The sequence below is a fragment of the Micromonospora tarensis genome, assembly GCF_016803395.1.
Lineage (GTDB): Bacteria > Actinomycetota > Actinomycetes > Mycobacteriales > Micromonosporaceae > Micromonospora > Micromonospora tarensis.
This window is the reverse complement of record NZ_JAEVHL010000040.1, coordinates 10,972-36,323: the sequence shown is the minus strand read 5'-3', so window position 1 is coordinate 36,323 and position 25,352 is coordinate 10,972. Positions and strand designations below refer to the sequence as shown.

General features: G+C 73.2%; 19 protein-coding genes and 2 pseudogenes. 7 read left to right on the top strand and 14 right to left on the bottom strand.

Features of this window, described 5'->3' with window-relative positions; translation table 11 throughout:
- From JM949_RS11540 to JM949_RS11490, 11 genes and pseudogenes are all read right to left on the bottom strand, one after another.
- Nucleotides 1-404 (bottom strand): hypothetical protein (locus tag JM949_RS11540; protein WP_203148380.1); only part of this gene is annotated, 404 nt, incomplete at its 3' end.
- Complete coding sequence (locus JM949_RS11535) at nt 401-1,888, bottom strand: acyltransferase domain-containing protein (protein WP_407664731.1); 1,488 nt, start codon at nt 1,886-1,888, stop codon at nt 401-403. The genes JM949_RS11540 and JM949_RS11535, both read right to left, overlap by 4 nt.
- Nucleotides 1,889-1,892: 4 nt before the next feature.
- Nucleotides 1,893-3,284 (bottom strand): annotated as a pseudogene (locus tag JM949_RS36865) (beta-ketoacyl synthase N-terminal-like domain-containing protein); the annotation flags it as partial.
- A complete protein-coding gene (locus JM949_RS11520; protein WP_238432990.1) occupies nt 3,281-4,966 on the bottom strand; it encodes a non-ribosomal peptide synthetase in 1,686 nt (561 codons plus the stop codon). The pseudogene JM949_RS36865 and the gene JM949_RS11520, both read right to left, overlap by 4 nt.
- On the bottom strand, nt 4,905-6,680 hold the full coding sequence (locus tag JM949_RS36860) for a condensation domain-containing protein (protein ID WP_238432984.1): 1,776 nt from the start codon (nt 6,678-6,680) through the stop codon (nt 4,905-4,907). The genes JM949_RS11520 and JM949_RS36860 overlap by 62 nt, the downstream gene beginning before the upstream one ends.
- On the bottom strand, nt 6,680-6,946 hold the full coding sequence (locus JM949_RS11515) for a phosphopantetheine-binding protein (protein ID WP_203148377.1): 267 nt from the start codon (nt 6,944-6,946) through the stop codon (nt 6,680-6,682). Before JM949_RS11515 ends, JM949_RS36860 begins: the two co-directional genes overlap by 1 nt.
- A gap of 5 nt (nt 6,947-6,951) precedes the next feature.
- A complete protein-coding gene (locus JM949_RS11510) occupies nt 6,952-8,109 on the bottom strand; it encodes a ketoacyl-synthetase C-terminal extension domain-containing protein (protein ID WP_203148376.1) in 1,158 nt (385 codons plus the stop codon).
- Nucleotides 8,106-9,200 carry a beta-ketoacyl [acyl carrier protein] synthase domain-containing protein gene (locus JM949_RS11505; RefSeq protein ID WP_203148375.1) on the bottom strand — a complete coding sequence of 365 codons (1,095 nt, stop codon included), beginning with the start codon at nt 9,198-9,200 and terminating at the stop codon, nt 8,106-8,108. Before JM949_RS11505 ends, JM949_RS11510 begins: the two co-directional genes overlap by 4 nt.
- Entirely contained in the window at nt 9,193-12,420 is a 3,228-nt protein-coding gene (locus tag JM949_RS11500; protein WP_203148374.1) for a non-ribosomal peptide synthetase, read from the bottom strand. The genes JM949_RS11505 and JM949_RS11500 overlap by 8 nt, the downstream gene beginning before the upstream one ends.
- 166 nt (nt 12,421-12,586) lie before the next feature.
- On the bottom strand, nt 12,587-13,426 hold the full coding sequence (locus tag JM949_RS11495; RefSeq protein WP_203148373.1) for an aminoglycoside phosphotransferase family protein: 840 nt from the start codon (nt 13,424-13,426) through the stop codon (nt 12,587-12,589).
- 5 nt (nt 13,427-13,431) lie between these two features.
- Nucleotides 13,432-14,232 carry a LuxR C-terminal-related transcriptional regulator gene (locus tag JM949_RS11490; protein WP_203148372.1) on the bottom strand — a complete coding sequence of 267 codons (801 nt, stop codon included), beginning with the start codon at nt 14,230-14,232 and terminating at the stop codon, nt 13,432-13,434.
- 391 nt (nt 14,233-14,623) lie between these two features.
- On the opposite strand from JM949_RS11490, the gene JM949_RS11485 reads away from it, so the two are divergent.
- The gene (locus tag JM949_RS11485; RefSeq protein ID WP_203148371.1) at nt 14,624-15,331 is read left to right on the top strand and encodes an MFS transporter; all 708 of its coding nucleotides are present in this window, start codon (nt 14,624-14,626) and stop codon (nt 15,329-15,331) included.
- Nucleotides 15,328-15,870, top strand: coding sequence for an MFS transporter (locus tag JM949_RS11480; protein WP_203148370.1), 543 nt, complete (start codon nt 15,328-15,330; stop codon nt 15,868-15,870). Before JM949_RS11485 ends, JM949_RS11480 begins: the two co-directional genes overlap by 4 nt.
- Before the next feature lie 116 nt (nt 15,871-15,986).
- On the opposite strand, the gene JM949_RS11475 is transcribed toward JM949_RS11480, so the two are convergent.
- Entirely contained in the window at nt 15,987-16,316 is a 330-nt protein-coding gene (locus tag JM949_RS11475; RefSeq protein WP_203148369.1) for a TraR/DksA family transcriptional regulator, read from the bottom strand.
- Nucleotides 16,317-16,729: 413 nt separating this feature from the next.
- Here JM949_RS11475 and JM949_RS11470 point away from each other — a divergent pair, with 413 nt between their 5' ends.
- Nucleotides 16,730-17,593 carry a TIGR03620 family F420-dependent LLM class oxidoreductase gene (locus tag JM949_RS11470; RefSeq protein ID WP_203148368.1) on the top strand — a complete coding sequence of 288 codons (864 nt, stop codon included), beginning with the start codon at nt 16,730-16,732 and terminating at the stop codon, nt 17,591-17,593.
- A 37-nt stretch (nt 17,594-17,630) separates the two neighbouring features.
- Here the strand turns inward: JM949_RS11470 and JM949_RS39085 are convergent, their stop codons facing one another.
- The gene (locus JM949_RS39085) at nt 17,631-18,620 is read right to left on the bottom strand and encodes a GlxA family transcriptional regulator (RefSeq protein WP_203148367.1); all 990 of its coding nucleotides are present in this window, start codon (nt 18,618-18,620) and stop codon (nt 17,631-17,633) included.
- 144 nt (nt 18,621-18,764) lie between these two features.
- Between JM949_RS39085 and JM949_RS11460 the strand changes: the two genes are divergently transcribed.
- The 3 genes from JM949_RS11460 (at nt 18,765) to JM949_RS11450 (ending at nt 20,869) form a co-directional block, all read left to right on the top strand.
- Nucleotides 18,765-19,445, top strand: coding sequence for an HD domain-containing protein (locus JM949_RS11460; protein WP_309232112.1), 681 nt, complete (start codon nt 18,765-18,767; stop codon nt 19,443-19,445).
- Between the two features lie 92 nt (nt 19,446-19,537).
- Nucleotides 19,538-20,461 carry an NADP-dependent oxidoreductase gene (locus tag JM949_RS11455; RefSeq protein WP_203148366.1) on the top strand — a complete coding sequence of 308 codons (924 nt, stop codon included), beginning with the start codon at nt 19,538-19,540 and terminating at the stop codon, nt 20,459-20,461.
- Nucleotides 20,462-20,512: 51 nt separating this feature from the next.
- Nucleotides 20,513-20,869: a cupin domain-containing protein gene (locus JM949_RS11450; RefSeq protein ID WP_309232111.1), complete on the top strand. Its 357-nt coding sequence runs from the start codon at nt 20,513-20,515 to the stop codon at nt 20,867-20,869.
- Nucleotides 20,870-20,991: 122 nt separating this feature from the next.
- On the opposite strand, the pseudogene JM949_RS11445 reads toward JM949_RS11450, so the two are convergent.
- Nucleotides 20,992-22,283 (bottom strand): annotated as a pseudogene (locus tag JM949_RS11445) (phosphodiester glycosidase family protein).
- Nucleotides 22,284-22,477: 194 nt separating this feature from the next.
- Here JM949_RS11445 and fxsT point away from each other — a divergent pair.
- Nucleotides 22,478-24,820, top strand: coding sequence for an FxSxx-COOH system tetratricopeptide repeat protein (fxsT, locus tag JM949_RS11440; RefSeq protein WP_203148365.1), 2,343 nt, complete (start codon nt 22,478-22,480; stop codon nt 24,818-24,820).
- Nucleotides 24,821-25,352: the final 532 nt, after the last annotated feature.

Genomic DNA, 25,352 nt, shown 5'->3' with positions numbered 1-25,352 from the left:
GCGTGGCCCCGCTCCACCGGGCCGACCAGCACGGCCTCCCGCACCGGGCGGTCGGGATGGGTGGTGAGCCAACCGGCCAGGGTGTCCAGGCGCTCCTGGAGCTGGGCGGGATGACCGTGGTGGCGGGCGAACCAGACCGGCACCCGACCCACTGTGGCCGCCGCCCCGACGCCCGCCGGCCCGGGTGCGCCCAGCACGACGTCCACCGAGGACGGGTCGGACTCGGGAGTCGGGGACGGCGGGTGCGTCTGTGCGCGTACCTCGGTGGGGGTGCTGTCCTGGTGCACGCGCACCGTGCGGTCGCCGCGCGGGCCGCGCACCAGCACCGACGTCGCGCCGGACAGGCGGTGGCCGAGCACCGCCGCCACCACCGCCGCGTGGGCCAAGTCGGCGTGGTCGGTCATGGCGTCACCAGCTCGGCCAGGATGCGCGGGGTGGGTTCGGCGGACAGCTGCTCCATCGGGATGCGCACCGCGAAGCGGCGCTGCACCTGGTTGACCATCCGGATGAACAGCAGGGACTCCCCGCCGACGGTGAAGAAGTTCGTGTCCGGCCCGATGTCGGGCGAGCCGAGCAGCCGACCCCACAGCTGCACGATCTCGCCCAGCACGGTGCCCTCCCCGGCGGTCGCCGGCGGCGGCGCCGGCTCCACGTCGTCCGGCACCGGTGCCGGTGTCGCGTCGAGCCAGTGGCGGGTACGGGCGAACGGGTACGTCGGCAGCGCCACCCGCCGGGCCCGGGTGTCGCCGCGGACCGCCGCCCAGTCCACCGGCACCCCGGCCGTCCACAGCCCGCCGAGCCCGGCGAGCACGTCGGCGGCGTCGGCCCGCTGCGTCGGTCGCGGCTGCACGGCGAACCCGGGCACGTGGCGGCCCTGCGGTGTCTGCCGGGCCATGCTGGTCAGCGTGGTGCCGGGACCGACCTCGACCAGGACGGGATCGGGCCGGTCGAGCGCGGTCAGCAGGGCGTCGTGGTAGCGCACCGGGCTGCGCATCTGTGCCGCCCAGTACCCAGCGGCACGAGGCCGGCCGGCGTCGAGCAGCGCGCCGTCGACGCTGCTGACGACCGGGATGGTCCGGGGCCGATGGGTCACCCGGTCGGCCTCGACACCGAGCAGCCGGGCGGCGTCGGCCATCATCCGGCTGTGGAAGGCGCGCTGCGCGGGCAGCGCCCGGCAGGGCACCTCGGCCACGCCCAGGCGTTCGCGGAACGTGGCGAGTTGCGCCGGCGGCCCGGCCACGACGGTGACCTCGGGCGCGTTGTGCGCGGCGATGTCGAGCTCGTCCAGGCCGGCGAGGTGCGTCGCCACTGTGGACGGGCCCGCCAGCACGGCCAGCAGGTGACCCTCCGGGGTGTCCTGCATCAGCCTGCCCCGGGCGGCGACCAGGCGCAGCATGTCGTCGTCGGACAGCTCACCGGCGAGCGCGGCGGCCGGGAACTCGCCGACCGAGTGGCCGATCATCGCCGCCGGGCGGACACCCCACGACATCAGCAACCGGCCGAGCGCCACCTCGTACAGGGCCAACGCCGGCTGGGTGACGTCGGTGCGGTGCACGACCCCGTGCGGGTCGTCGTCGACGAGGACGTCCCGCAGGTCCAGGCCGAGGACCGGGGCCAGCAGCTCCGCCCCGTGGTCGAGGTCGGCCCGCACCGACGGGTAGTGCTGGTAGAGGCCCCGCGCCATGGCGGCGAACTCGGCGCCCTGACCGGGGAAGAGGAACACCACCCGGGGTCGGCGGGCCGCCGTGCGCGCCCGCGCCCGGCGCAGCCCGGCCAGCGCCGCCGGTACGTCCCGCGCGGCCACGGCCAGCCGGTGCGGAAAGTGCCGGCGGTACGTCTGCGAGGTCAGCGCGACGTCCCGCAGGGACAGGTCGGGCCGCTGCCGCACGTACTTCGTGCACCTGCTCGGCGGCCGCGCGAACCGCCTCCGGGGTCCGCGCCGACAGCACGATCAGCTCGGCCGGGCCGTCGTCCGCCGACGGGTCCGCTGCGACCGGACCGTCGGCCTCCTGGAGCACCACGTGGGCGTTGGTGCCACCCAGGCCGAAGGCGCTGACCGCCGCCCGGCGCGGGCCACCAACCGCCTGCCACCGTCGGGCGACGGTGTCCACGGTGAACGGCGTCGACCCGTCGAGCAGCTCCGGCCGGGCCTGCTTGAGGCCGGCCAGCGGCGGGATCTGCCGGAAGTGCAGGGCCAGCGCGGCCTTGATCAGGCCGGCGACCCCGGCGGCCGCGTCGAGGTGCCCGACGTTGGCCTTGACCGAGCCGATCGAGCACTGCTGCGCGCCGCGCCGGAACACCTCGGTCAGCGCGGCCAGCTCGATGGCGTCGCCGACCTCGGTGGCGGTGCCGTGCGCCTCCAGGTAGCCCACCGTGGCCGGGTCGACCCCGGCGGCGGCGTACGCGCGGGTCAGCACGTCGACCTGCCCGGCGATGCCCGGCGCGGTGTAGCCGACCTTCATCCCGCCGTCGTTGTTCACCGCCGACCCCTTGATCAGGGCGTACACGGTGTCCCCGTCGCGGCGGGCGTCCTCGGCGCGCTTGAGCGCCACCAGCGCGACGCCGTTGCCGGGAACGGTCCCGTCGGCCGAGGCGTCGAAGGGCCGGCAGGTGCCGTCCGGCGACATGATGCCCTTGGTCTCGTAGCGGTAACCGGCCTGCTGCGGCACGGCCACGCAGGCGCCGCCGGCGAGCGCGACGTCCGAGTCGCCGGCGCGCAGGCTCTGGCAGGCCAGATGCACCGCCACCAGCGAGGTCGAGCAGGCGGTCTGCACGGTGATGGCCGGGCCGCCCAGATCCAGTCGGTACGCGATCTTCGCGGCCAGGTGGTCCTTCTCGTTGCCCAGCACGACCGACAGCAGGCCCTGCGACTCGACCACGTCGGGCCGCGCGAACACATGGTGCAGGGCGTAGTAGTTGAACCCGGCCCCGGCGAACACGCCGACCCGACCGAAGGGCCGTTCGGTGGTCAGCCCGGCCGACTCCAGCGCCGCCCACGCGGTCTGCATCAGCAGCCGGTGCTGCGGGTCCATGGTCTCCGCCTCCCTCGGCGTGATGCCGAAGAAGGCCGCGTCGAACAGGTCCGGGTCGGCCAGGACGCCCCGCGCCGGCACGTACGCCGGGTCGTCGAGCCGGTCCGTGGCCACCCCGGCGGCCAGCAGCTCGCCCCGGGTCAACGCGCTGACAGTGGTCTTGCCCGCGACGAGGTTCGACCAGTACTCCCAGACGTCGGCGGCGCCGGGGAACCGACCGGCCAGGCCGACGATCGCGATGTCGTCGTTCATGAGGATGCGCCTGCTCTCTCGGTCTGTGCGTGTAGATGCCGGGCCAGCGTCTGGACGGTCGGGAAGCGGTAGAGATCGGTCAGCGGGATGGTCCGGCCGGCCAGCCGCTCCTGGAGCAGCCGGCGCACGATCGCCAGGCGCAGCGACTCACCGCCGACGTCGAAGAACGCCTCGTCGACGTCGAAGTCGTCGGTGCCCAGCGCCTCCACCCAGGCACCCGTCACCAGCTCCTCGAACTCGGCGAGCGACGCCGAGCGCTGGGCGGGGATCGCTGGCCGGCTCGCCGCCACGGCCGGGGTCTCCGGCGGTGCGGCGGGTTGCGCCAGCGCGCCCAACGCCCGCAGGTCGACCTTGCCGTTGCGGTCCAGCGGGAACTCGGCCACCGTCAGCCACTGCTGCGGCCGGGCGTAGGGGGCCAGCTCGGGCTCGACCGCGCGGCGCACGGCGGCCACGTCGAGGCCGTCCGCGTCGGGCTTGAGCGCCGCGCACAGGCGTACCCCGGTCGCCGGGTCACCGGTGGGGAACACCACGGCGTCGCGCACGCCCGGCCGCGCCCGCAGCCGGCGCTCGACGTCGACCGGTTCGACCCGGTGTCCGGCGATCTTCACCTGGCGGTCGTTGCGGCCCAGGAAGCGCAGCTGCCCGTCCGCGCCCCAGCGCACCAGATCCCCGGTGCGGTAGCGGCGCACGTCGCCGTGGCGCACGAAGGAGGCGTCCGTCCGGGTGGGGTCGCCGAGGTAGCCGTCGGCCAGGCCGGTGCCGCCGGCCAGGAGTTCGCCGACCGCACCCGGCGGAACGAGGCGGCCCGAGGCGTCGACGACGGAGAGGTCGGTGCCGTGCACCGGCGCGCCGATCGGCAGTGGGTCGACTGTCGCGTCCGCGTGCGCGACGGAGTACGTCGTGGTGAACGTGGTGTTCTCGGTGGGGCCGTACCCGTTGGTCAGGCGCAGCCCCCGGCAGGCGGCCAGCACCTGGCGCACGTGCGGCGGTGAGACCACTCCCCCGCCGGTGAACAGCTGCCGCAGCCCGGCGAACGCGTCCGGACGGTGCTCGGCGACCAGGTGGAACACACCCGCGGTGAGCCAGGCGTGGGTGACCCCGGCGGCGGCCAGGACGTCGGCCAGCCGGCGCGGCGTCGGGTCCTCCGGCGGGAAGACCACCACCGTGTCACCGTTCGCCAGCGGCACCAGCAGCTCCAGCGTGGACGCGTCGAACGCCAGCGGGGACAACCGCAGCATCCGCATGCCCGGCCGGTCGGCGAACATCGCCGGGTCGTCGGCCAGTCGCAGCACCGCCCGGTGCGGCACGACGACGCCCTTGGGCAGCCCGGTCGAGCCGGAGGTGAAGGAGACGTACGCGGTCCGCGCCGGGTCGCTCGGCGCCGCCCGGACCGGGTCGTTCCCGGCCGGCGTTCCCGGCTCGACCAAAGGGCAGTCGACGACGCCGGTCCAGGGCTGGCCCGCACCGAGGCGGGCCCGCGCCGCGACCGTCGCCGCCAGGTGCGCCCGCCACTCGGCGGTGGCGTGCTGGTCGACCGCGACGTAGTGCGCGCCGAGTCGCAGCACGCCCAGCACCGCGACCGCCTCGGCGGCCGAGCGGGGCAGCTCCAGCAGCACCGCGTCACCGGCGCGCACCCCGTGGGCGTGCAGCAGGCGGGACTGCTCGACCGCGGCGTCGTGCAGGTCGCGGTAGGTGAACGTCAGCCCGGTGTGCGCGTCGACCAGCGCGGTCCGCTGGCCTGAGGACCGCGTGTACCCGGCGAACCGGTGCCACACGTCGTCGGCCGTGTCGTGCGTTCCGCCCGCACCCAGCTCCCGCAGTCGGTCGCGCTGACCCGCCGAAAGCGTGGTGATCTTTCGCAGCACCGCGTCCGGGTCGGTGGCCAGCTCCCGCAGCCGCCTGGAACGACTCGACCAGCTCCCCGGCGTCGGCGGCGGTGAGCAGCGCCGTCGCGTACTCCAGCGCGAACCGGGGGCGACCCGACCAGGACTGGAGGTAGAGCAGGGCGTCGAACACCGCGCCGTGGCAGTGACCCTCGTGCACCCGCCAGCTGCGGTCGCCCACCACCAGCTCGTCGGGCACCAGCTCGTGGTGGGCGGCGAAGCCGAGCTGGGCCAGCGGGTTCCGGCCGGGGTCGGTGGCGGCGCCCAGCTCGGCGACGACCCGCTCGAACGGCACGTCGGCGTCGGCGACCGCCGCGGCGAGGGCGTCGGCGACCCCGCGGACGAACTCCCGGACGGTGCGGTCGTCGGCCGCGGCGCAGCGCACCGGGACGACCCGGGTGCAGAGGCCCACCAGCCGTTCCATGCCCGCCTCGAACCGGCCCGCCGCCGGCACCCCGAGCACCAGGTCGTCCAGGTTGGCGCGGCGGGACACTGCCAACGCCCAGGCCGCCAGGACCACCGACGTCACCGTCACCCCGCACTGCCGGGCCAGCCCGGTGGTGGCCTCCGCCGCCGCCTCGTCGAGGTGGAAGTGCAGCCGCGAGCCGCGCCCGTCGGCCTCGGCGACCGGCGGCAGGTCGGTGGGGAGCGTCACCGACCACGGGGCGGTGCCCAGCCGCGCCGTGACCCGGGTCAGGGCGGCCGCCAGCGCGCCGGAGGTCTCCTGCGCCGCGAGCCGGGTGCCGACCCAGTCCGGCGACGGGGCTGCCTCGGCCGGGCCGTCCCCGACGTAACACTCGGCGAACTCCCGCGCGAACACGCCGACGCTCCAGCCGTCGCTCACCGTGTGGTGCACCAGCATGGTGAGCAGGTCCCGTCGCCCGGCACGGGTCAGCACGAACACCACAGGTGGCTGCGCGAACGGGCGCAGCAGTCGCGCGGCGGACCGGCCGTACAGGTCGTGCACGGTGCGCACCGCGTCGTCGGCGGGCAGCACCTGGTGCAGCAGGCGCGGCTCGTACGGTGCGGGCAGCACGATCCGGGCCTGGCGGGGGTCCCGGACGAAGCGGGTACGCAGCGCCTCGTGGCGGGTGGTCAACCGACGCAGCGCCCACCGGACCCGCGCCGGGTCGAGGGGTCCGTCCGCCTCCACGGTGAACATCAGGTGGTAGGGCGCGTCCTGCTCCAGCAGGTGCGCGGCCAGCATGGACCGCTGACCGGGCAGCAGCTCCCGCTCGACGGGTCCGCGCGCGGCGGCCGGCGGTGCGGTGTCGACGAAGTCCACCGCGCCGGCGAGGGCCCGCGCCAGCGGCAGCGCCGACAGCAGCCGGGCGCTGTCCACGTCCGCCCGCAGCTCCCGCTGGCCCAGCGAGACCAGGGCAATGGCCTGTAGCGAGGTGCCACCCAGGCCGACGAACGACTCGGTGCTGGCCGCCGCGCACACCTGCTCGGGCGTGCCGCCCAGCACCCGCGCGGCCAGCGGTGCCCAGGCGGCGAGGTCCGGGGCGACCATCAGGCGGTCTCCGCCACGGGCCGCTCCAGCGGCACCTCGCCGGCGACAGTGCGCAGGTCGGCGAGGCGGGGGTTCTCCAGCACGTGGCCGAACATCACCGCGAGGTTGAGTTCCTGGCGGATCAGGGTGCTCAGCCGCAGCGCGCTGAGCGAGTGGCCGCCGAGGTCGAAGAAGTCGTCGTCGTCGTCGACCGTGTCGACGCCGAGCACCTCCATCCACAGCTGCTCGAACTCGGCCACCCAGGTCCGGTCGGGTACGTCGCGCATCAGTGCTACCTCTCTCTGTTCGGGTTGGCCCCGGGGGCGTCCAGGTAGTGCCGGGTGGCCGCGAAGGGGTAGGTGGGGGCGGGCAGCCGGCGTCGGCCGGTGTCGTGCACCGGATCCCAGCCGTCGGTGAGACCCGACTGCCACAGCGCGCCGACGGTCGCCAGCACGCGGGCGTGCCGATCAGCGGGGAGCGGGGGCTGGTCGGCGCCCAGGTGCGGGGTGACGCTGGTGCCGACCTCGACCCAGAGCACACGGTCGGGTTCGTCGGGCAGCGGCACCGACGCCGCTGGGCGGGCGGCCTGCGCCCGCCAGTACGCGTGGTCGTCGGGCCGCCCGTCGACGTGCAGCGGCAGCTCGGCGGGGTTCAGCCGGACGTCGGGAGCGTCGGCGCCGCGCAGCAGCGCCAGCGCGTACGCGAGCGACATCACAGCGGCGACGACGGCACCGGCCAGCACGCCGACACCGCTGCCGGCCAGGGCGCGCGGGGTGACGCCCCGGCTGATCAGCGACCGGGTCAGACCGACGCAGGCGAGCAGCCGGTCGCAGCGTTCCCGGACGCCGTCGCCGAGGTGGTGGCCACGCAGCAGCGCGACGCCCTCGTCGACGGTCCGGCGGTACACCGGGTCGGCGTCGTAGTTGGGCCGGTTGCCGGTCAGCTCGCCGGCCCCGGTCAGGTGCAACGCGACCCCGCGCGCCCGGGCTGCCTCGTCGACCCTGCGGACCCCTGTCGCCTCGCCGTGCGCCAGGGTCAGGAGGGCGGCCCGCCACTGCAGCTCGGCGCGACCGGTCCGCAGCGTGTACGCCAGGTCGGCCAGCTCACCGGGGGCGGTTTCCGCCGCGAACGCGGTGACCCGGTCCAGGCTGTCCTGTGCCACCGCGGCGGTCTTGGCGGAGACCAGCAGCAACTGCGGGACGTGCCGGCGGGGCCGGGGCCGGGTCGGCGGCGCCTGTTCCAGCACCACGTGGGCGTTGGTGCCACCGATGCCGAAGGCGCTCACCCCGGCCCGGCGTACCCCGTCGACCGACGCCCAGGGCCGGGCGGTCGACGGCAGCTCGAACACCGAGCCGTCCAGCCGGATCGCCGGGTTGGGCGTGCGGAGGTGGGCGATCGGTGGGATCGTCCGGTGGGTCAGGGCCAGCACCGTCTTGATCAGGCCGATCACCCCGGCGGCGGTGTCCAGGTGACCGACGACCGACTTGACCGCACCGAGCGCGCAGGCGCCCGGTCCGGCCGCACCGAGTCGAACACCTGCCGCAGCGCCGCCACCTCGATCGGGTCGCCGAGCGCGGTGCCGGTGCCGTGCGTCTCGACCAGGCCGATGGTGTCCGGGTCGACATCGGCGACCGCCAACGCCGCCGCGATGACGGCCGCCTGACCGGTGGGGCCGGGCGCGGTGAAGCCGGCCTTGCGGGCGCCGTCGTTGTTCACCGCCGAGCCGCGGATCACCGCGTGCACTGTGTCGCCGTCGCGCCGCGCGTCGGCGAGACGCTTGAGCACCACCACGCCCGCGCCGTCGCCCGGCACCGTCCCGTCGGCGGCGGCGTCGAAGGCCCGGCAGTGACCGTCGGCGGAGAAGATCCCGCCGGGCTCGTGCAGGTGCCCGCGTCGGGTCGGCGGGGCGACCGTGGCGGCCCCGGCCAGCGCCACGTCGGCGTCGTAGGTCAGCAGCGCCTGCGTGGCCTGGTGCACCGCGACCAGCGACGTCGAGCAGGCGGTCTGCACTGTCAGCGCCGGGCCCTGGAGGTTCAGTTTGTAGGCGATCCGGGTGGCCGCGAAGTCCTTGTCGCTGCCGATGATCAACCCCAGGCCGCCGGCCGCCTCGACCGCACGCTCGTTGGGCCACACGTTGTCCAGCAGGTAGACGTTGAGCCCGGTGCCGACGTACACCCCGACCCGGTTGCCGTCGGCGGCGACCGGCGGGTGGCCGGCGTGCTCCAGGGCCGCCCAGGCGCACTCCAGCAGGATCCGCTGCTGGGGGTCCATGATGGCGCTGTCCGACGGCGAGTAGCCGAACAGCCGGTGGTCGAAGCGGTACGCGTCGGTGAGCACCGCCCGGGCCGGCACGAAGCCCGGCCGCTCCACCAGATCCTTGGGTACCCCCCAGTCGGCGAGCTGCTCCGGGGTGAAGAAGGTGACCGCGTCGACGCCGTCGCGGACCTGTCGCCAGAACCGGTCCAGGTCGCGGTCGGCACCGGGAACCCGGACGGCCATGCCGACCACGGCGACCGCCGTGCTGTCGTCCAGCTCAGCCACGGCCGGCTCCGACGCTGCGTCGCCGGTCGGCCAGCAGGGCGCGGCCCTGCCGGCGCTGCGCCGCGTTGGCGTCCGCGACGACGGGTGCGGTCTGCTCAAGGTGCGCGGCGCAGCCGGCGACCGTTCCGCAGCGGAAGAGGTCGGTCACCGAGACGTCCAGCCCCTCCTCGGACAGCCGTTGCTGGAGCGTGATCAGCGCGAAGCTGTGGCCGCCCAGGTCGAAGAAGTTGTCGTGCAGTCCGACGTCGGGCCGGCGCAGCACCTCGACCCAGCAGGCCCGGATGCGTTCCGCCAGCCCGCTGCCGGCGACCTCACCGGCCTGCCGCGACGGTGCGGCGAGCGGCAGCGCCGCGCCGGTGTCGGCCAGCAGGCGGGCGACGTCCACCTTGCCGTGCGCGGTGAGCGGGATGGCCGCGACGGTCAGGATCCGCGACGGCACCATGTACGCCGGCAGCGTCTCGCGCAGGTGCGCCCGGAGCACGTGGTCGGCGTCCGGGCCGAGCTCGTGGACCACGAACCCGACCAGCTCGTCGTCCTGGGCCGCCACCGCGCAGGAGCGCACCGCCGGGTGGGTGAGCAGGGCACCCTCCACCTCGGCCAGCTCGACGCGGTAGCCGCGCAGCTGCACCTGCGTGTCGTTGCGGCCGAGGTACACCATGGTCCCGTCGAGGCCCCACTTCACCACGTCCCCGGTGCGGTACATGACCCCACGGCCGTACGGGTCGGGCGGAAACCGCGCCTCGGTCAGCTCCGGGTTGTCCAGGTAGCCCTGCGCGACGAGCACGCCGCCGCAGTACAGCTCGCCGGGCACGTTGAGCCCGGTCGGCAGCAGGTCCTCGTCGAGGACGTAGCAGCGCCCCGACGGCAACGGCACGCCGATGACACCCTCGCGGACCCGGGGCACCTCGGCGGCCGGCACCTGGTGGATCGTGACGTGGATGGTGCCCTCGGTGATGCCGTACATGTTGACGAAGACCGCGCGCAGGCCCGGCGCGTCCGCGATCAGCGACGCCACCCGCGACCAGCTCAGCGCCTCACCGCCGAGGACGACGTAGCGGAGGCGCGAGACCTCGTCGACGTCGAGCGCCCGCAGGTACGGCGGCAGCAGCCGGTAGAGCGCACCCGGGGTCTGGAACAGCACCGTGACGGCCTCGCGACGCACCAGCGCGGCCAGTCGCTCCCGGTCCACCAGGTCGACCCGGTCGGCGATGACCAGCCGGGCGCCGGTGCTCAACGCACCCCACATCTCCCACACCGAGGCGTCGAACGAGAACGAGCTGGCGGCCAGCCACACGTCGTCGGCCGTGACGTCCAGGCCGGCCGGGGTCGGGCTGTTCAGCGCGTCCAGGCCGCCGTGCCCGACCAGGACCCCCTTGGGTACGCCTGTCGAACCCGAGGTGTAGATGACGTACGCCGGGTCGTCCGGCGCGGGGAAGGTCTCCTCGACCATGGACACCCCGTCCAGGGTGTGCGCGTCGGCCAGCGGAATCGCCCGGCCACGGGTGAGTGCCCCGGCCGCCTCCGCGGTGTCGGGGTCCACCACGAGCACCGCCATCCCGGCGTTGGCAGTGATCAGTTCGAGCCGCTGGCGCGGGTAGTCCGGGTCCAGCGGCACGTAGACGCCGCCGAGCTTCCACACGCCCAGGATCGCCGCGACGACAGCAGGTGAGCGGCCCAGCAGCAACCCCACCCGGACGCCGTGGCGCACGCCGCGGTCGGCCAGGCCCGCCGCGATCCGCCCGGCCCACCGGTCCAGCTCGGCGTAGGTGATCTCCACGTCCCGGTGGCGGACGGCCACGGCGTCCGGGGTGCCCGTCACGTGCGCGGCGAAGCGACGCAGCACCGACGGATGCTCGACCGGTTGGGGTGCGAGCGGCGGGTTCACCCCCTCGGTGAGCTGCGACCGCTCGGCGTCGTCCACTATGGACGGCTCCCGCCCCGGCTCGTCGACTATGGACCGCAGGAAGGTCAGGTAGTGGGTGAGCAGCGTGGCGACGGTCTCCGAGGTGAACAGCTCGGTGCTGTACTCGGCCCGCAGGAACGGCACGTCGGTGGAGACGTCGAGGGTCAGGCCCAGGTCGAACTTGGTGACGTCGATCTCGACGTCGACCTCGGTCAGCCGCACCCCGGCGAACTCGGGGAACGCGAACGGGAAGTTCTGCACCGTCAGGGAGGTCTGGAACAGCGGGGCGTGGCTGAGCTGCCGCTCCCCGACGGTGGCCCGCACGATCTGCTCGAACGGCACGTCCTGGTTGGCGAAGGCCGCCATGCTGGCCCGTCGGGCCCGTTCCACCAGCTCGGCGAAGCCCGGTCGGCCGGACACGTCGAGCCGGATCGGCAGGGTGTTGACCAGACAGCCGATCAGGCGTTCCTCGGCATCGTCCATCCGGTTCGCCACCGGAACGCCGACCACCACCTCGTCCTGGCGCGCGTACCGGGACAGCACCGAGGCGTACCCGGCCAGCGTCACCGCGAACAGCGTCGCGCCCCGCGCCCTCCCCCACTCGCCGAGCCGCCGCACCAGCTCCGGTTCGACCGGGCGGCGCAGCACCGCCCCGGCGGTGCCGAGCACGCTCGGGCGGGGAAAGTCGGTGGGCAGCGCCAGTTGCGGCGCGTCGGCCAGCGCCGCGCGCCAAGAGTCCAGGCCGGAGCTGTCCCGCCGCCACGCCTCGTGCTGCCGCTCGGCGTACGCCAGGTACGACTCCGCCGGCTCGTCGTACCCGGCGGCCGAACCGCTCACCGTGGCGTTGTACTCGGCGGCCAGGTCACGCAGCAGCAGGCCCACCGACCACCCGTCGCAGGCGATGTGGTGCACGAGCACCGCGAGGCCGTGCTCGTCCGGGCCCCAGGAGCGCAGGAAGGCCCGCAGCACCGGCCCGTCGGTCAGGTCGAACGGGTGCCGGGCCTGCTCGGCGACGAGGGTACGCAGGTGGGCCGCTTGCGTGTCGCGATCAGCCCACCCGTCGGCGCGGATGTCGACGTCCACCTCGGGCGTCGCCGACACCCGCTGGGTCAGCACGCCGTCGACCACCGCGAACGTGGTACGCAGCGCGTCGTGCCGGGCGACCACGCTGGTCAGGGCCGCGCGGAGCGCCTCGGGTCGCAGCGCACCGTGCAGGTGCACCGCGAAGGCCACCACGTACGCCGGGTTTCCGGGCTGGAGCTGATCGAGGAAGTAGAGGCGTTCCTGAGCGAAGGAAGCACGACCGGTACGAACCATGCACCGATCGTGCGGCCCGGCGCGTCCCGCCCGGCAGAGCACTTTCTCCCGCCGGACCAGGAAATCCTCCCGGTCGCGTTCGAGACACGTCGATACCCGTCCCCGGGCACGACGCGGCCCCCGGCCCGGCGGGGTCGCCGTCGGGCCGGGGGTGAGGCCGCTGTGGCTAGTATTCGCCGCGCCCGAAGGCGGCCAGCTCCGCCGAGTGCACGCTGTTACTGACGTACGTGGCACCGATCGGGGCGGTCACCCGGCACCACCGGTCGAGGCGCTCCACGTCGATGCCGGCCGCCACGGCCAGCTCGTCGCGTCGGCGCACCATCTCCGCGCGGTCCAGGCCCTCCAGCACGTAGTCGACCGCGTCGAAGCAGGGGTCACCGGCGCACGCCATCGGGTCGATCGCGACCAGGCCCTTCACCCCGCCGCTGAGCACGTTGCCCAGGTGCAGATCCCCGTGCAGCAGCACGGTGTCGGTGGGCACCGCGAACAGGTCGTCACGCAGCCGCTTGGACTCGGCCAGATCGGCGCCCCGGCGGGTCGCCGAGTTGAACAGCACGTCGATCCAGTCCGACAGCTGGCGGGGGGCGGCAGCCGGATCGCCGGGCCCGTGCAGATCGGTGAGGAAGGCGGCGTACTCCTGCGGTGACGGTGGCTGCGGCATCTTCTCCACCAGGGTGCCGGGGTGGATCGTTTCGAGCAGCACGGCGCCCCTGGCCGACTCCAGCACCGCCGGTACCCGCCCGCTCGGCGCGAACTGGCGCAGCATGTCCACCTCCTCCCGCACGGCGTAGCTGTCCGGGGAGAGTTTGAGCACCGCGTCGCCCCGTGGGCCCACGCAGCGGAACACCACCGAGGAGTTGCCGGACTTGACTGGGTCGCCGAGGGTGAGCCCCCACTCTGCGACGAGTTCGGCGAGCCGCTGGCTCAGCGTGCCCGCCCAGCGGTGCGCGGCCCGGCCGAACCGTGGTTCCAACCGGTTCGCGATCGCGTCCAGGTCGAGCGTCATCCCGCTCACCTCCGCACCGACCGCACACCGGCGTAGGCGGCGGCGCCCGGGGTGACGACGCCACGCCGGCCGGCCAGCAGCACACGGCCACCGGGCACCACCGGCGGGCTGGAGCCGGGCGGCGCGGGCCGCCCCAACCGGGCCCGGCGGGCGACCTCGATCGCCTCGTACCGGTCCGACACGTTCAGTTTGCTGAAGATGGTGGAGATGTGGTTGCTGACCGTCTTCGGGGACAGGTTGAGCTTCGCGGCGATCGCCACGTTGCGCATGCCCGAGGCGATCAGCTCCAGCACCTCCCGCTCGCGCGCGGTCAGCTCCGGGAAGAGCTGCTGGTTGCGAGGTTCCCGGCTGAGCTGCCCGATGAGCTTGTCGGCCACCCGGGGGCCGAGGATCACCTCACCGGTCGCGAGGCCCCGGATGGTCCGGACGATGCCGTCGCCCGGGCAACTCTTGAGCACATAGCCCCGGGCGCCCGCCCACATGGCCGCGAAGATCGCGTTCTCGTCCTCGACCGCGGTGAAGACCAGCACCGCGGTCGAGGGTGACGCGCGGATGATCTCCTGGATCGTCACCCCGGTCTGGAACCCGGGCAGCTCGATGTCGAGCACGAGCACGTCGGGACGCGTGGCGGCGGCGCGCGCCAACGCCTCCCGAGCGGATGCCGCCTCACCGGTCACGGCGACCTCGGCCGAGGGCGACAGCAGGGCATGCAGGCCCCTGCGCACCACCGGCTGAGCGTCGGCCAGCACCACCGTCACCGCGCCGGGTTGTGTCCCCGCCGCGACATCTTCCGGATACCGCCTCATGTCCCGAGTCAGTTCCGAGGCCGAGCCAACGCTGACCATTTATACCCACCTCACCCCGTCCTAACGGCCCGCGGTGTCTTTGTCGCGCGGGGGAAACGCCGCGGTAGCGCCGACCCCCGCGTCGTGGTGAACATCTACTCACGGCCAACAGAACAACACAAGAAGTGATCCCGGTAACGGGCTCGGTCAGCCTTTTGACGCATCGAAAAAACGAACCAAAGTTTCCGTTTTCACCCTGACGAAGCCGTCCAGAGCGGACCTTTCACGGCGACTAGCGCACCGTCTGCCCGGGCGTCCATGGGGGAATTTCCCGACCGATCCGGGACGTCGTCCCGCACCGGCTACACCGGACGCCCTGTCCGCCTGGCGTCACCGTCGCCAGGATTGACGCATGCCCCTGTCACGAGTGACGGACGTTGTTGCCGGCCTGGTGCCGACCGACCCGCTCCGCCGGAAGCTGATCGCGATCCGACTGGCCGAGTCCATCGGCAAGGGAGTCTTCCTCAGCGGCAGCGTCGTCTACTTCACGCTCCGGGTCGGACTGGACGCCCGGCAGGTCGGTCTGGGCCTGTCGGCGGCCGGCCTGTCCGCCTTCCTCTCGTCGGTTCTGTTCGGCGTGATCGCCGACCGGGTGGGTGCCCGCCGGCTGCTCGTCATCCTGTTCGCCCTGCTGGCGGTGGGGTTCGGGCTCTACACACTGGTCGACAGCGCGGCCGCCTTCTTCGCGCTGGTGGTCACCGTCGGCTTCCTCGAGTACGGCACCGGCCCGACCAACGGGGCCCTCATCGGCAACCTCGTGCCCGCCGCGGAGCGGGTCAGACTCAAGGCCATGATGCGGTCGGTGTTCAACATCGGCTTCAGCGTCGGCATCGGGGTGGCCGCCGTCGCCGCCCTCGATCAACGGCTGCTCGTGCTGATCCCGCTCACCACGGCCGCGCTGATGGCCGGCGCCGCGCTGCTCGTCACCCGCCTGCCGACGTGCCGCCGCGTCCCGCGCCGGTCGGCTTCAGGCGCTTCGCCGCGGTACGCGATCCGCGTTTCCTCGCGGTCATCGGCGTCTCCACGATCCTCGCCTCGCACGTCAGCATCATCCTGGTGACCATGCCGCTCTGGGCGCTCAACCGCACCGAGCTGCCGCACTTCCTGATCCCGCTGCTGCTGATCGTCAACACCGCCTTCGTCATCCTGTTCCAGGTACGCGCCAGCCGGGGTGCGGACACCGTGCCGGGTGCCGGCCGGCTCGCCCGGCGCTCCGGTTACTGGCTCGCCGGCGGCTGCGCGGTCCTCGCGGTGACCGCCCTCGACGACAACGTCGTGCTGGCGTCCGTGGCGATCGTCGCCGCCGTGCTGATCCTGTCGGTGGCCGAGGTGATGCAGGCCGCCTCCGGTTGGGGCCTCGCGTTCGGCCTCGCCCCCGAGCACGCCCAGGGCGAGTACCTGGGCGCGTTCGACCTGCACGTGATCACGCAGAACATCATCGGCCCGGCCGCGCTCTCCGGCCTGGTCATCGCCTTCGGCTTCTGGGGTTGGCTGGGCATCGCGGTCGCCGCGCTTGTCGCGTCGGCGCTGATCCTCCCGGCCGCCCACCGCAGCGAGGTCACAGTGGTACCCGAGGCGGCCCCGGCCAGCACGAGGTGAGGACGGCCCCGGGCGTGCGCACCGACTCGGCACTCGCCCACCCGGGGCGGGGCGGCCGGCAGCCGCACCAGGTGGGTGGCCGCCGCGCCAGCGACGCGGCGACCACCCACCTGACCTCACCTGTTCTGCTTCTCCTGACACGGCACGCAGAAGCGGGCGTAGGGCAGCGCCTCGAGCCGCTCGGCCGGGATGCGCTGGCGGCATCTCTCACAGGCGCCGTAGGTGCCGTCACTGACCCGGCTCAGCGCACCGGTCAACTGCTCGATGTTGCGGCGCGTGGCCGCCAGCAACGCGGCCCGGTTATGGGCCTCGCCGGGGTCGCCGGTGTCCGCGTTGAGTTCGGTCAGTTCCCGCAGCCGCGCCGTCTGTGTGGCGAAATCGTCCGCCAGGGACGCTCGCAGATCAGCCAGCCAACCCTGGTCGACAGTTCGATGATCGAGGCTCATGGCCCACCTTCCGAAAGGGGTGTGAAAAAAGAAAAGGGCCGAAGCTTGATAGCTTCGCCCTGGCGGCCGTGCTGGGATGCAACGATTCCGCCGGGGGGTCTCGACCGGTTCGCACCGGGCTGGACAGCCGATGCGTGGGCGCGGTGCGTGGCGCGCGGACAACCGGCTCCGGCAGCTCCGCCAGCAGGCGTGCCGCCAGGCGGGCGGCATCGACCGCCGTCACCTCAGCGACGGCAGGCGAGCGGAGCGTCACCGGCAGCATCGCCCCACCATAGGTGGTGCCCGACCGATTGCCAACGTTCCCGGTGAGCCCCCTCACCCGGCCCGCTCCGGGCGCTCCCGCCGCCGCCGCTGCCGGCCGAGAGGCGCCGGTGGTGCTGCGCCGTACCGGCGTTGCTGCGTAGTGTTCCGGTATGGCACAACGACTCGTCAGCGTGTGGCAACCGTTCTTCCTGGCCAGCGAGAGCCGGCGCGCGGCCATCGAAGCCGCGATCGAGCTGGAGGAACTCGGCTATTCACGCCTCTGGTTCTCGGGCGGATTCGGCGAGAACGTCGCTCCCCGCTTCCGGGAGATCCTCGACGGGACCACCCGGATCGGGGTCGCGACCGGGATCGTGAGCATCTGGCACTCGTCTCCCCCCGAGGTGGCGGCGTTCGCCCAGGACGCGGAGCGCGCCCATCCCGGCCGGTTCCTGCTCGGTCTCGGCGCCAGCCACGCGGTGGTGGTGGAAGCCGGCGGCACGGACTACCGCCGGCCGTACTCGAAGATGGTGCAGTACCTCGACGGACTCGACGCGGCCGGGCTGCCCCCGGAGCGACGGGTCCTGGCCGCCCTCGGCCCCCGGATGCTCGGGCTCTCCCGCGACCGGTCAGTCGGGGCGCACCCGTACTTCGTCCCCGCCGAGCACACCGCCGAGGCCCGGGCGGCACTCGGGCCCGACCGGCTGCTCGCGCCCGAGGTCGCGGTGGTCCTCGACGCGGAGGCCACCACCGCACGCGCCACCGCCCGGCAGTACACGAGCGGTTACCTCGCCCTGCCGAACTACACGAACAACCTGCGGCGGTTCGGCTGGACCGACGAGGACTTCGCCGCCGGCGGCAGCGACAGCCTCGTCGACGCCCTGATCCCCTGGGGCACGGCCGATCAGGTCGCGGCGGGGCTGGAGCAGCACTACCAGGCTGGCGCGGACGAGGTGGCCATCCAGGTGCTCAACGGTGGCGACGACACCACCTTCCCGTCCGACGCGTTCCGGGCCCTCGCCGCGATCCTGATCTGACCTCCGGCGCGCGCCGCGCCCGACCGGGGCCGCCGACCTAGCCGACGGGAGCGCGGCGCGCGGTACCGAACCGCCGTTGGTAGGCGGCGGGGGTGATCGACAGCTTTCGGGCGAAGACCCGGCGCATGCTCTCGTAGCTGGGAAATCCGGCCAGGGTCGCGGCCTGCGTCGCGGTGTGGCCCTGGGCGAGCAGCGCCCTGGCCAGGTCGAACCGGATGTTCTCCACGTAGCGGGCCGGTGTCGTGGACAGTTCGTCGGAGAAGAGCCGGGTGAGGTGCCGGGTGCTCACGTTCAGGTGTTTCGCGAGCGCACCGAGCGAGTGGTCGCCGTGCGGGTTCGCGGTCACCAGGTCGGTGATTCTGCGCAGCGCCGGCGAGCGGGGCGGCGGCCCCTGCAACGGCGCCGAGAACTGGGACTGGCCGCCCGCGCGCTGCATGTACACCACCAGGGCGCGGGCGACGTCCCGGGTCAGGTCGGGTCCGTGGTTCTCTTCGACCAGGGCGAGCGCCAGGTCGATGCCGGCCGTCACCCCGGCCGAGGTGTACGTGGTGCCGTCGCGAACATAGATCGCGTCCGGCTCGACCCGACAGGTCGGGCAGCGGGCGGCGAGTTCGTGCGCGACCTGCCAGTGCGTGGTCGCCCGCTTGCCGTCGAGAAGGCCGGCCGCGGCGAGGACGAACGCCCCGGTGCAGATCGACGCGACCCGGCCGGCCTCGGTCGCCGGTATCCGCGCGGCGTCGGCCAGGTCGGCGGGGACGTGGCCGCGCGGGTAGTGGTCGGACCCGGCCACCAGCAGCGTGTCGACGGCCGATTCCGTGGCGACGGCGCCGTCGACCGCGATCCGGACCCCGAGACTCGACGTCACGTCCGCGCCGGTCGGCGACAGCAGCTCGATCCGGTAGTCGGCGCCGAACCGGTTCGCCTCCTTGAACACCTCCGCCGGACCGGCGATGTCGAGCAACGTGACGCCGTCGTAGACGAGGATGGCGACCCGATGCGGCTGCCGGGTGACGGAAGGCGTGGACACCGCTTATTGGTAGCACGCCATTATCGGGGCGGGCGGGGATCCGTACCGGCACCCTGGCTGACCACCGGAGCAGCCCGTCCGGATCTGGGTGGTTCCTGGCCGGACAAAGGCGGCAGCGTACGACGATCGGTAGGCAACATGGGGGTGTCAACGCGCACGAGCATATTTCCCGGAGGGTCAGAAACCATGTCAGAGGTCATCGCGGGGCTGGAGATTCCGGAAACGGCAACGGTCGCCGAAGCGACCCGGCACATCCGGGAAACCACCAGACCTCTCATTTACCACCACTCCCGGCGGGTCTATCTCTTCGGCCTGATTCACGCGCGCAGGCTCGGCGTGACACCCGACCCGGAATTGCTCTACGTGTCGGCGATGTTCCACGATTCCGGCCTGCTGACTCCCTTCTCCGACATCGAGCAGCGCTTCGAGGTCGACGGCGCCGACCACGCGCGCAGGTTTCTGCTGGACCGGGGTTTCTCGACGACCGCCGCCGAGACCGTCTGGACGGCGATCGCGCTGCACACCACGCCGGGTGTACCCGACCGGATGGGCCCGGAGATCGCGACCACCTACCTCGGCGTGTTGACCGACGTGCTCGGCCTTGGCCTGGACGGGCTCGACCAGGATCAACTGGCCGAGATCCTCGCCGTCCATCCACGGGGGGACTTCAAGAACGAGTTCCTGCGCGCGCACGTCGACGGGTTGAAGAATCGTCCGGAGACCACCGGCGGCACCGTCAACTCGGACATCCTCCAGCATTTCATCCCCGGGTTCCAGCGCGTGACGACTGTCGAGCGCATCCTCGGGTCGCCCTGGCCGAACTGACCGGGCCCGCTCATGTCGGCGCCGCACCGGCCGGGCGCTGGGCCCGCACCACCGCGCGGTGCCGACGATCTCTCTCCTGGAAGGTTTCGACAATGCGAGCGATCACCGCGACCGACCGCAACGTGGGTGTCAGCGGCCTCACCCTGACCGACATGCCCTACCCCCACGCCGCGGAGAACGACGTCATCGTGCGGGTACACGCCGCCGGGTTCACCCCCGGCGAGCTGGACTGGCCGGCAACCTGGTCCGATCGGGGCGGCCGGGACCGAACACCCACCATCCCCGGGCACGAACTGTCCGGCGTCGTGGTCGAGCTCGGCTACGGCACCACCGGTCTCACCGTGGGCCAGCGGGTTTTCGGACTGACCGATTGGGCCCGCAACGGGTCCCTGGCGGAATACACAGCGGTCGAGGCTCGCAATCTCGCCCCGCTCGCGGCCGACATCGACCACACAGTGGCCGCCGCGCTGCCCATCTCCGGACTGACCGCATGGCAGGGGCTGTTCGACCACGCCCACCTCACCACCGGTCAGACCGTCCTCATCCACGGTGCGGCGGGCGGCGTCGGCTCGATCGCCGTGCAACTCGCCCGGGAGGTGGGCGCCCACGTGATCGGCACCGGCCGGGCCGACGACCGTGAGGTCGCCCTCGCACTCGGCGCGCAGGACTTCGTCGACCTGGCCGCCGACGATCTACGCCAGGTCGGCGAGGTGGATGTGGTGCTCGACGTCATCGGCGGCGACATCCTCGCGCGGTCGACCGAACTCGTACGCGCCGGTGGCACTCTCGTCACCATCACCATGCCACCTGCCGTGCGGCCCAGGGACGGGCGAGCCGTCTTCTTCGTGGTGGAACCCGATCGCGTTCAGCTGGCCGAGCTCGCCCAACGTCTCCGGACCGGACGACTCAAGCCCATCGTCGGGGCCGTCCGACCGCTGAGCGAAACGGTCGCCGCGTTCGCCCGCCACCGTCGGACCCCGGGCAAGACGATCATCCAGGTCGCGGACAACACCTGAGGAACGTTTACGGCAAAGGCGATTGTCGGCCCGACTCCCTTCCACTGGCACGTGCGCCCGCCGCTGACGGTCGCGGCTGACCTGGTGCGGCGTGGCCATGAGGTGGTCGTGTACACCGGCTCTCGGTTCGAGGCGGGTGCGCCGGCGATCGGGGCGCGGTTCCGGGCGCTGCGCAAGGGGGACGCGCTCTTCGTCCCGCCGAACACCCCGCACGCCTTCGCCCCGGCCGACGGCCAGGAGGCCGACTTCCTCGTCGTGATCACGCCAGGAAAGCCCCGGTTCGACTACTACCGACTACTCGACAGGGTGCACCAGGGCGACGCCACCTGGCAGGACGTCGGTGCGACCCAGGACCGCTACGACAACCACTACGTGGACAGTCCGGTCTGGGCGGGCCGACGCGGCTGACCACCTGGACCCGGCGGGGCAGGTCCAGCGGTGGACTGGAGAGCGGCGTCAGTGTGGTGCTGCGGCCCGGCCGGTGTCCCGGGCCGGGCCGCAGCTCACCTCGAAGTGGACCGGGGACGCCGTCAGTTCCCGCCGTGGTAGCGGCCCGGCACGTAGACCACTGCGTCACCGACCGCCCGCTCGGCTCCGGCCGGGTGGCTGACAAGCGCGCCCTCGGCGGCCATGGCGGTGGAGCCGCCGCCGTCGAGGTTGATGGCGTCGGCCATGCCGAGCGCCTGGGCGACGGCGGCCGTCTCGTCGAGGGTGGTGCCGACGCTGGTGGTCTGGCGGCCGTCGATGGTGGCGAGCACGATCTTGCCGTCCCGGGTGGTGCCGGCGATGGTGCGGGGGTTGCGGGCGAAGAAGCTGTCGGCTCCCCCGTCGGGCACGACGATCTGCCCGTTCGCCGTCAACGGGTACCGGCCATTCACGCCGAACAGCCCGGGGCGCAACGGAAGCTTCCGGCCCTGCTGGTCGGTCACGGTCGAGGCCAGGTCCAGGCATCCGCGCCTGTCAGCTCGAGCAGGGCAACGGTGTCCCGCCCGGTGGCCTGAAGCGCGGTCTGACCCGCGGCGAGGGTGGTGCCGCGCGTCGTCGCGGTACGCACCACGCAACCGGCCCGGTCGAGGACGACCTCCACGCCGACGCCGGCGGGAGTGGCCGCGTCGAACTCGGGGGTGAACTGGACCAGGTCGCCGGGCTCGGCGCACGCGGTCTGGTCGGTCAGGGCGCCGCAGCCGGTCGGGACGACAGGCGGGTGGTTGATGAACTCCAGCGGCAGAACGGCGTGGCTCTGCCGGTTTCGTACGCTGCCCGACCAGGTCAGCTTGCCGGTCAGCGCCCGGTTGTTGTTGGCGTCGACGACGAAGTTGACCTCAGCCGGCTCGGTGCTGGGCTCACTGAGCAGCTTCCCGCCGTAGAGCCCCAGCCCCACCGGGTCGCCGGGGTAGCTCGGGTTGGCGGTGAAGGTGAAGAAGGAGGCGTTGACGCCGGCCAGGGCACCGGCGTCGCGCACCAGGTCGGTGGTCTTCTCGACCTGGCCGAGGTTCTGGCCGTACGTCGCCTTCAGGTGTCCGCGGGCCCGGTGCGGGTCGATGGTGAGCACGTTGACCACCCACGGGCCGCGGCTGGTGGTGTTGATCTGGTCGGCCGGCGCCGGTTCGGTGCCCCGCACGATCCGGGTCAGGGTCACGCCGTCGGCCAGGGTGCGGCTGGTGCTGACCTCCGTCAGATCGGCGTCGCCGATCGGCAGAGCGCCACCAGCGGCGTCGGCGCGGGCACCCGGAGCGACACCGAGCGCCACCGCGGCCAGCGCGGCCGCGGCGAGCGCGCCGGCGCGGCGGAGCCCGGACGGGCCAGGAGTGGAAGCAGTCATGCCCTGAGCCTCGCGGGGAAAGAGAAGCACGCATCGGACAGAAACTGACATGGAGCCGAATTTCGGTGAAAGTATTCTTCGCCAACCTGGCCCGGCCCTGGGTCGACTGCCAGAACGGAGGGTGGAGCAGGTGGTCACGGTGTGGTGAGGTGGAGCCGGAACGGCGGCGACGTCGACACCAGTGGGGAGAGCGGATGACCCAGGCATATCGGTGGGCGGTGGCCAGCATCCTCAGTCTGCTCGCCGTGGCTCTGGTCTGGCTCGCCTGCCAGTTGGGCTTCGAACTCGACGTGGAGACGTCGGCGACCGTGGCCGCGTTGGCGGCCGCGCTCGTCGCCGCCCCGCTCACCCAGTGGGCCAAACAGGGCCCGGTCAAGGGCACCGCGCCCGCACCCGCCGTCGGAGATGTCCGTCGTCCGCCGCTGCCGGGCGGCCCACCCCGGGCCGTGGGTGCGGCACTGGCGTGGAACATTCCCAGCCGCAGCGCCGGCTTCACCGGGCGGGACGAGTTGTTGACCGCCACACGTGACCGCCTTCGTGCCGGCAGGCCGGTGGCGGTAGTCGCCCTGCACGGCCTCGGTGGAGTCGGCAAGACCTCCCTCGCGGTCGAGTACGCCCACCGGTTCGCCGACGAGTACACAGTGGCCTGGTGGATCAACGCCGAACAGAGCGGCCTCATCGGCGACCAACTCACCACCCTCGGCCTCGCCACCGGTTGGGTGACCGCCGCGTCGGACACCGAAACCACCGCCGGACAGGTGCTACGCCACCTCCGCGAGACCGAACGCTGGCTGATCATCTTCGACAACGTCGAGGCGCCCGAGGACGTCGTACCGTGGTTGCCGCAGGGGCCCGGTCACGCGATCATCACCTCCCGCAACCCCGGGTGGCGGCAGGTGGCGACACTCGTGGACGTGGACGTGTTCGACCGGACCGAGTCGGTGGCGCTGCTGCGCACCCTCGCCCCCGAGCTGACCGGGACGGCGGCCGACCGCGTCGCCGACGCCGTCGGTGACCTCCCCCTGGCAGTCGCGCAGGCAGCCGGCGTGATCGGGGAGACGGCGATGACCGCCGATGACTACCTGCGGGAGCTCGCCCAGCACGGCGCGCAGGTGATGGCCGAGGGCAAACCACCGTCCTATCCGACGACACTGGCCGCGACGGTGCAGATCTCGCTGGACCGGCTGGCCGTCAGGGACCCGGCCGCCGTGCAGCTGCTGCACCTCTGCGCCCTGCTCGCGCCGGAACCCGTACCCATGGAGATCTTCACCGGCGCGCCCGTCGGCGTGCTCTCCGAACCGCTGGCCTCCGTCGCCGCCTCCACCATGGCGATCCGTCGGTCGCTCGGCCTGCTCGCCCGGTACGGACTGGCCAAGGCCGGGCCGGTCGGGCCGCAACTGCACCGCCTGACCCTGGCCATCGTCCGGGACCTCGCCGACCCGCAGACCAGCACCACCGCCCGAAGCCAGGTCGAAGCCCTGCTCGTCGCCGCGGCACCCGGCCCCAGCCACGAACCGACCTGCTGGCCCTACTGGGCCCGGTTCCTACCCCACCTGCTGGCCGTCGACCCGGGCGCGAGCACGAACCCCGGCCTCCAAATGGTCGCCATCCAGGCCGGCTGGTACCTGCGCGGGCACGGTGACCTGAAGACCGGCCATGACGTCGCCGAACACCTCTACCAGCGGTGGCGCGGGCGACTCGGCCCGGATGATCCGGCGACGCTACAGGCCGCGCACAGCCTGGCGGACGCCCGGTCGCAGCTCGGGCACCGCCAGGCGGCCCACGACATCGCGGAAGAGACCCTGCGCCGTCGCCGCCGGGTGCTGGGTGACGACCATCTGGACACGCTCAGCTCGGCCTGCACCCTCGGGCTGTGTCTGTACCGGCTCGGGATGTCCGCGCCGGCGGTCTCCGCACCGTTCGAGCGGGCGCGGGCGTTGCTGGCGGACACACTGTCGCGGTTGCGGCTGCTGTTCGGCGAGGATCGGGGGTTGACGCTGGGCACCGCCCACAACCTCGCGCTGACGCTGGGCGCGTTGGGCCGCCACGACGAGGCGCTCGCGCTGCACGAGGAGACCGTCGCCCGCCGTCGTCGGCTACTGGGCGAGAACCACCCGCACACCCTGCTCTCGGCCGGCGATCTCGCCGACGAACTCGCCGCGTCGGGGCGTCCCGCAAAGGCGCTGGAGCTGCATCGGGACGTCCTCGCCCGGCAGCGGCGGGTGCTCGGAGACGACCACCCGTACACCATGCTGTCGGCCACGCGGACGGCGGCGGTGCTGCACCACCTGGGGCGGTCGGCGGAGGCGCTCGTCCTCGGCCAGGAGACGCTGGAGCGTCGGCTCCGGGTTCTCGGTCCGGACCACGTCGACACCAGGGTCTCCGCGCGGGCGGTCAGCAGCTACCTGCGGGCGCTCGGACGGGACCGGCAGGCCCGCGAGAACGACGCTCGGTTCCCCGCTGGTGGGGACGGGGAGCCGGAGCCAGGCCCGACGGCTGCCCCGGCTCGGAACGCGGCGGGCAGCACCCCGGCCTGACGGCCCACCGGCAGCGCCTCGCCGCGTCGGGGCCGACCAGCTGCGCATCGAAGAAGTTGAGGTGACCGAAACCGGGCCGACTCGACCGGACGTCGCCCGTTCACCGGGCCGGACCCGGCGGGTGGTCAGCGCCGCCTCTAGAGCGCTACCTGGCACTTGACGGCGTGGAGCGACAGCGGCAAATATTGCTGCGTGGCGATACCGGGAGGCGCCCTCAGCAAGGCCGTCGCCGTCGTGGGGCTGCTCGCCGCCACCGCGTCGGCCACGATGCCGGCCGCACGCCGAACTGACCGGACCCCGCCCGACGGCACCAACCGCGCGCCGAGTTGCGAGTCTCCCGGGCCGACGGCGGCAGCGAACTGACCGCTCCCCGGTGAGTCGTCTCCAACGGCTTGCTGCCGGCCGAAACCCAGCAGAGGAAGTGCGCCACGACAACCGACTCAGGCCTTGCTGGCGGCGGCCTGCTTCATCGTCGCCTCGGCGTCTCCGTCGAGGCATCGTCAAGTGAGAGGATCACGTTGCGAGACGTCAG

Coding starts and splice junctions, on each gene's coding strand:
- JM949_RS11490 (WP_203148372.1), bottom strand. CDS start 14,232: ATGAGGCGGTATCCGGAAGATGTCGCGGCGGGGACACAACCCGGCGCG.
- JM949_RS36860 (WP_238432984.1), bottom strand. CDS start 6,680: ATGGTCGCCCCGGACCTCGCCGCCTGGGCACCGCTGGCCGCGCGGGTG.
- JM949_RS11455 (WP_203148366.1), top strand. CDS start 19,538: ATGCGAGCGATCACCGCGACCGACCGCAACGTGGGTGTCAGCGGCCTC.
- JM949_RS11475 (WP_203148369.1), bottom strand. CDS start 16,316: ATGAGCCTCGATCATCGAACTGTCGACCAGGGTTGGCTGGCTGATCTG.
- JM949_RS11485 (WP_203148371.1), top strand. CDS start 14,624: ATGCCCCTGTCACGAGTGACGGACGTTGTTGCCGGCCTGGTGCCGACC.
- fxsT (WP_203148365.1), top strand. CDS start 22,478: ATGACCCAGGCATATCGGTGGGCGGTGGCCAGCATCCTCAGTCTGCTC.
- JM949_RS11515 (WP_203148377.1), bottom strand. CDS start 6,946: ATGCGCGACGTACCCGACCGGACCTGGGTGGCCGAGTTCGAGCAGCTG.
- JM949_RS11470 (WP_203148368.1), top strand. CDS start 16,730: ATGGCACAACGACTCGTCAGCGTGTGGCAACCGTTCTTCCTGGCCAGC.
- JM949_RS11495 (WP_203148373.1), bottom strand. CDS start 13,426: ATGACGCTCGACCTGGACGCGATCGCGAACCGGTTGGAACCACGGTTC.
- JM949_RS11500 (WP_203148374.1), bottom strand. CDS start 12,420: ATGGTTCGTACCGGTCGTGCTTCCTTCGCTCAGGAACGCCTCTACTTC.